General features: G+C 34.5%; 5 protein-coding genes. 4 read left to right on the forward strand and 1 reads right to left on the reverse strand.

Annotated elements, in window-relative coordinates; translation table 11 throughout:
- The 3 genes from ACK5ON_RS09825 to ACK5ON_RS09835 all read left to right on the forward strand — a co-directional run.
- On the forward strand, nt 1-1,096 hold a 1,096-nt coding region (locus tag ACK5ON_RS09825), incomplete at its 5' end, for an anthranilate synthase component I family protein (protein ID WP_409822050.1).
- 21 nt (nt 1,097-1,117) lie between these two features.
- Complete coding sequence (gene tilS, locus ACK5ON_RS09830) at nt 1,118-2,428, forward strand: tRNA lysidine(34) synthetase TilS (RefSeq protein WP_409822052.1); 1,311 nt, start codon at nt 1,118-1,120, stop codon at nt 2,426-2,428.
- Nucleotides 2,428-4,416, forward strand: a complete 1,989-nt coding sequence (locus ACK5ON_RS09835) for a cytochrome c biogenesis protein CcdA (RefSeq protein ID WP_409822054.1) — start codon at nt 2,428-2,430, stop codon at nt 4,414-4,416. The genes tilS and ACK5ON_RS09835 overlap by 1 nt, the downstream gene beginning before the upstream one ends.
- A 33-nt stretch (nt 4,417-4,449) precedes the next feature.
- On the opposite strand, the gene ACK5ON_RS09840 is transcribed toward ACK5ON_RS09835, so the two are convergent.
- Nucleotides 4,450-4,971, reverse strand: coding sequence for a hypothetical protein (locus ACK5ON_RS09840; protein ID WP_409822056.1), 522 nt, complete (start codon nt 4,969-4,971; stop codon nt 4,450-4,452).
- A gap of 334 nt (nt 4,972-5,305) precedes the next feature.
- Between ACK5ON_RS09840 and ACK5ON_RS09845 the strand changes: the two genes are divergently transcribed.
- A partial coding sequence (locus ACK5ON_RS09845) for an ATP-dependent helicase (protein WP_409822058.1) occupies nt 5,306-6,016 on the forward strand: 711 nt, incomplete at its 3' end.

A 6,016-nucleotide genomic window follows, 5' to 3' on the forward strand; every position in this document is an offset into this window, starting at 1 on the left:
TTTCGAAGATTTAAAACAATACCAGCAACAAACCAAAGATTGGTTGTTTGGCTATTTGTCTTATGATTTAAAAAACGACACTGAAGATTTATATTCTACTAATTTTGACGGTTTAGAATTCCCCGATTTTTTTTTCTTCCAGCCCAAGAAGTTGTTTTTTTTAAAAGGAAACGAACTCGAAATGCATTACTTGTATTTATGCGATGACGAACTAGAAAGCGATTTTCATGATATTATCAACTGTAAACTACAAACCAAAAACCACAAGCCATTAGATATAAAACAACGCATTTCCAAAGAAAGCTATCTTTCCAAAGTACGTTCAATGCTCGAACACATTCATCGTGGTGATATCTATGAAGCTAATTTTTGTATGGAATTTTATGCCAAAAATGCAACGATTGATCCTTCAAATATTTATCAGAAACTCAATAGTATTTCTAAACCACCCTTTGCAACATTCTTCAAAAATAACCAATATTATTTGCTTTGTGCTTCTCCTGAACGCTATTTGAGAAAAGAGGAAAACAAAGTGATTTCTCAACCCATCAAAGGCACGGCCAAGCGTTTTTCGGATTCTGTTTTAGATGAAAACTCCAAAAAGGAATTATCAGAAAACCCAAAAGAACGTTCCGAAAACATTATGATTGTGGATTTGGTTCGTAATGATTTATCGCATACAGCTACCAAAGGATCTGTGGAAGTGGAAGAGTTGTGTGGCGTTTATACGTTTAAACAAGTACACCAGATGATTTCAACCGTAGTTTCCAAAGTAGAAAGCACAATACCGCCCATTGAAATTCTTCAAACTACTTTTCCTATGGGAAGCATGACGGGAGCACCCAAAATATCCGCCATGAAAATCATTGAAGAATTAGAGGAAACCAAACGGGGTTTGTATAGCGGTGCTTTGGGTTATTTTACTCCAACCCATGATTTTGATTTCAATGTGGTCATCCGAAGTATTTTATACAATGCTCAAAACAAGTATTTATCCTTTTCTGTAGGTAGCGCTATTACGGCACAATCCATTGCCGAACAAGAATATGAAGAATGTTTGTTGAAAGCCAAAGCCATGTTTGAGGTACTTCAATAGAAATAATTACTACTTTTGACTATGCTTACAAAATTCCAAAATCACATCATTACCAACTTCTCTTTTTTGCTAAAAAGCAGGTTTTTTATTGCCGTTAGTGGTGGAATAGACAGTATGGTTTTGGTTCATTTATTCCAACAGATGGGTTATCCTTTTGCTTTGTTGCATTGTAATTTTCAATTGCGAGGAAAAGAAAGCGATGGTGATATGAAATTTGTTATGAAATATGGCGATAAATATCTAATTCCATGGTCGGTTGGACATCTTGATACAAAGGGTTATGCCAAAGAAATGAAAGTTTCCATACAGGTTGCTGCAAGAGAACTTCGCTATGATTGGTTTTATGAACAACTAAAAGAAAAAGATTTCGATTACATACTAACGGCTCATCATCTAGATGATAGTTTAGAAACTTTTTTAATCAATTTTACACGTGGCTCTGGTTTGGATGGCTTGACTGGAATTCCAGAACAAAACGATAAAATTATCCGACCTTTATTGCCTTTTTCTAGAGAAGAAATAGAAGATTATGCTACTAAAAACAATATTAAGTGGCGAGAAGATAGTAGCAATGCTTCGGATAAATACTTGCGAAATAAATTCCGTCATAATGTTATCCCAATATTAAAGGAAATTAATCCGAGTTTATTGGCTTCGTTTGAAAACACTCTTAGTCATTTAAAACAAACACAATCATTGGCAGCAGATGCTTCAAAAAGTTTGTATTCAAAAGTAGTGACCAAAAACGAAAACCAAATTTCAATCGACTTGCTAAAACTATTGAAATATGAAAATTACAAGTCCTATTTGTTTGATTGGTTGCAACCCTTTGGTTTTTCCGATTGGACAGCTGTTTATGATTTAATCCACGCACAATCAGGAAAACAAGTACATTCTGAATCGCATACGCTGCTAAAAAATAGAGAAACTTTGCTATTGTTTCCAAAGCAAGAGATTACAAATGATGTGGTTTATTGGATACAAAAAGGACAAAATGAAGTTAAATTTCCCTTAAAACTTACCTTTTGCAATGTAGATGACATTTCTCATGAGCCAACTAATACTATATTTGTTGACGAAGAAACATTGCAATTTCCTTTATTAATCAGAAAATGGCACGAAGGCGATTTGTTTTTTCCTTTTGGGATGAATGGTAAAAAGAAGCTCAGTAAGTTTTTTAAAGACGAGAAATTTTCGTTACTTGACAAATCAAATACCTGGCTTTTATGTTCGGATAATCAAATTGTTTGGGTTATTGGAAGTAGGCAAGACGATCGTTTTAAAGTAACCGAAACGACAACTAGAATTTTAAAAATAAATTATAAAACCTAATGAAGAAAGTACTTTTTTTTCTTTTGATTTTTTTGGCTTTCGCCAATGTCAATGCTCAAATTGTAAAACCAGTAAAATGGACTTCTAAAGTAGAGCAACTATCCGATTCCGAGTTCAATTTGGTAATGGAAGTAAAGATAGAAGAAGGATGGCATCTCTATTCGCAATTCACACCAGAAAATGGGCCGTTGCCAGCCGAATTCAAATTTGAAAATGCCAGAGGGAACTATGAATTGGTTGGAAAAGTAAAGGAAAGTGACTATAAAAAACAATACAACGATGTCTTTGAAGTAGACGAGTATTATTTTGAAAAGAAAGCCACTTTTACTCAGAAAATTAAAATAACGAATCCAAAACTTACTTCTATTAAGACCAAAATTGATTTTCAAGTCTGTAAAGATGTTTGCATTAACGAGTTTAATACCTTCACTTTTCAATTGCCAAAAACAGTAGCATCAACTATTGATAAACCTGTTTCAAGTGCTGATACAGCTCAGGTTGATAAGACACAAATAGCTGCTACAGCAGTAAAACCAACAGCAGTTACCGAAATTGCCACACCAAAAAAAGCAGACGATAGAGGATTGTGGACTATTTTCTTTTTGGCATTTCTAGGCGGTTTTGCCGCATTGTTAACACCCTGTGTTTTCCCAATGATACCTATGACGGTAAGCTTTTTTACCAAGCATAGTGGAACTAGAAAAAAAGGGATTTCAAATGCGATTTTATATGGTTTATCAATTATTTTAATATATGTTACTTTAGGACTTTTAATTACAGGTTTTTTTGGAGCGGATGCTTTAAATGCCTTATCTACTAGTGTTTTATTCAATATCATCTTCTTTATAATATTAATTTTTTTCGCAACATCTTTTTTAGGAGCTTTTGAAATTGTCTTACCAAATTCATGGGCAAATATTGTTGACAAAAAATCTAGTAAATCTGGAATAATTGGTATTTTCTTTATGGCATTGGCCTTAGCTATCGTTTCCTTTTCATGTACTGGACCCATTGTGGGAACACTTTTAGTCGAATCAGCTTCCAAAGGTGGCATTGCGCCAATTGTAGGAATGCTTGGATTTTCATCAGCAATTGCATTACCATTCATGTTTTTTGCACTATTTCCAGCTTGGATGAATTCCCTACCAAAATCGGGTGGATGGTTAAACACGGTTAAAGTTTCTCTTGGATTTTTAGAATTGGCACTTGCCTTTAAATTTCTATCCAATGCCGACTTGGTTTTGCAATTGCACTTATTAGAAAGAGAAGTCTTTCTAGCTATTTGGATAGCCATTTTTGGAACTTGGACCTTGTATTTATTGGGCAAAATAACAACACCACATGATAGCCCACTAACCCATATTTCTGTGGGAAGATTGTCACTCGGATTGTTGGTTTTAGCTTTTACAGTTTATATGATACCGGGTTTATTTGGAGCGCCGTTAAAATTAATTAGCGCGTTTCCACCGCCACAAACCTATAGCGAAAGCCCAATGGGTTTTTTTGGAAGCTCATCCGAAAATAAGCAAGATTTACCAGATGGTGCAAAAATTGGCGAACATGGAATTATCACATTCACTGACTATGAAAAAGGTTTTGCTTTTGCCAAAAAAGTGAATAAACCCATTATGATCGATTTTACTGGTTTTGCATGTGTTAATTGTAGAAAGATGGAAATCAATGTTTGGTCTGATGAAAAAGTGTTAAACCATCTTAAAAATGATGTTGTTTTAATTTCATTGTATGTAGATGATAAACGAGAATTACCAAAGAATGAACAGTTTATCTCTAAATCTACGGGTTCAGAAATAGTAACCATTGGCGATAAATGGACTGATTTCGTTATCACTAGATACAAAACCAACACACAACCGTATTATGTTTTAACCGATTTGAACGAGCAAAAATTAAACGAACCCATTAGCTACACCCCAAACATCGACGACTATTTAGCTTGGCTAAAAGACGGAATTAGTAAATTTAAATAAAACAAAAAATCCCAACTGATGTTGGGATTTTTGTTATAATATTCCTTTCACTTCATTTTTCAAGAAACTCAACGCTATCGTACTCGGCGATTGGCTGTCCAATAAATCATTGAGAATGGTTTCCCGAAGTTTCTGAGCGCTGTCAACTTTCTCACTCAGATTGGTTTGCATAATATTTTGAATAATAGTATTTTTTGCTGTTATGATAATGGTCCAACACTCATCAGACACATAAACCTGTTGGGTTAAATTGTGTTCGTATTCTTGTTCTATATGTTGTATCAATAAGCGCTCGTAATCATTTTTATCATCACTCAATGGAGCAACTCTAATCAACAATTTAGCCGCATTGATTCGTTCCAAAAACAACGCCAAACGTTCATAGGCCTGCAAACGCAACGGCAACGATTGTTTTTGGTTCTCTTTTTGTACCAACCAACGACGGGTATTTTGTTGGTCATTAAAATACGATTGGAATAAATAATAGGCAACACCACCCGTTATCAAAGCAGGTAAGGTGTAAAAAGCAAGTTCAAGAATTTTATCAGAATTCATAAGTAATATTGACTTAAATTGTTGACAAATATAATAGAAATACACTGAATTATATATTGGAATTTAGGTTTAGTAGCGTTAAATTTGTCTTTTATAATTTTAAAATTCGGTTCTACCACTATTTGAGTGGGTTTTTATATTAAAAAAAAGGATAGATAGAAAACCATTAAGAAATTAAGTTAGATTAAGCCTTAATTAGCTTAATTTCTTAATGGTTTTAGTTTGCTGTTTTACTTTTATAAATGTTTGGTTTTAATACCAACCTTAAGTTTCAGTAGTAATACCTTTAGTTTTATAATAAAAATTCTCAATAAATTAGCCACTTTTTCAAATAATGCAACAATACATTTCCCAACTCAACGAAGCGCAACAAGAACCGGTTTTGCAAAAAGACGGACCCATGATCATCATTGCAGGTGCTGGTTCTGGAAAAACGCGCGTGCTCACGGTGCGCATTGCCTATTTGATGAGTTTGGGTGTGGATGCGTTTTCTATTTTGGCACTCACCTTTACCAACAAAGCAGCACGCGAAATGAAAAAGCGTATCGGCGATATTGTGGGTGCAGCCGAAGCCAAAAATCTTTGGATGGGAACGTTTCACTCCGTTTTTGCTCGAATTCTGAGAAGCGAAGCCGATAAGTTGGGCTTTCCGTCTAATTTTACCATTTATGATACGCAAGACAGCGTTCGATTGATTTCGGCCATCATCAAAGAAATGCAATTGGATAAAGATGTTTATAAACCCAAACAAATATTGGGCAGAATTTCATCGTATAAAAACTCTTTAATTACCGTAAAAGCATACTTCAATAATCCCGAATTGCAAGAAGCCGATGCCATGAGCAAAAAGCCACGCTTGGGAGAAATTTATCAAAACTATGTAGAGCGATGTTTCAAAAGTGGTGCGATGGATTTTGATGATTTGTTGCTAAAAACCAATGAATTACTCAACCGTTTTCCCGATGTTTTGGCCAATTACCAAGAACGTTTTCGATATATTTTAGTCGATGAGTACCAAGATACGAACCACTCGCAGTATTTGATT

This window comes from Flavobacterium sp. (assembly GCF_046317795.1).
Classification (GTDB): Bacteria; Bacteroidota; Bacteroidia; order Flavobacteriales; family Flavobacteriaceae; genus Flavobacterium.

What these genes read in the sequence shown, in the direction of transcription:
- tilS (WP_409822052.1), top strand. Translation starts at nt 1,118, where the DNA reads ATGCTTACAAAATTCCAAAATCACATCATTACCAACTTCTCTTTTTTG.
- ACK5ON_RS09835 (WP_409822054.1), top strand. Translation starts at nt 2,428, where the DNA reads ATGAAGAAAGTACTTTTTTTTCTTTTGATTTTTTTGGCTTTCGCCAAT.
- ACK5ON_RS09840 (WP_409822056.1), bottom strand. Translation starts at nt 4,971, where the DNA reads ATGAATTCTGATAAAATTCTTGAACTTGCTTTTTACACCTTACCTGCT.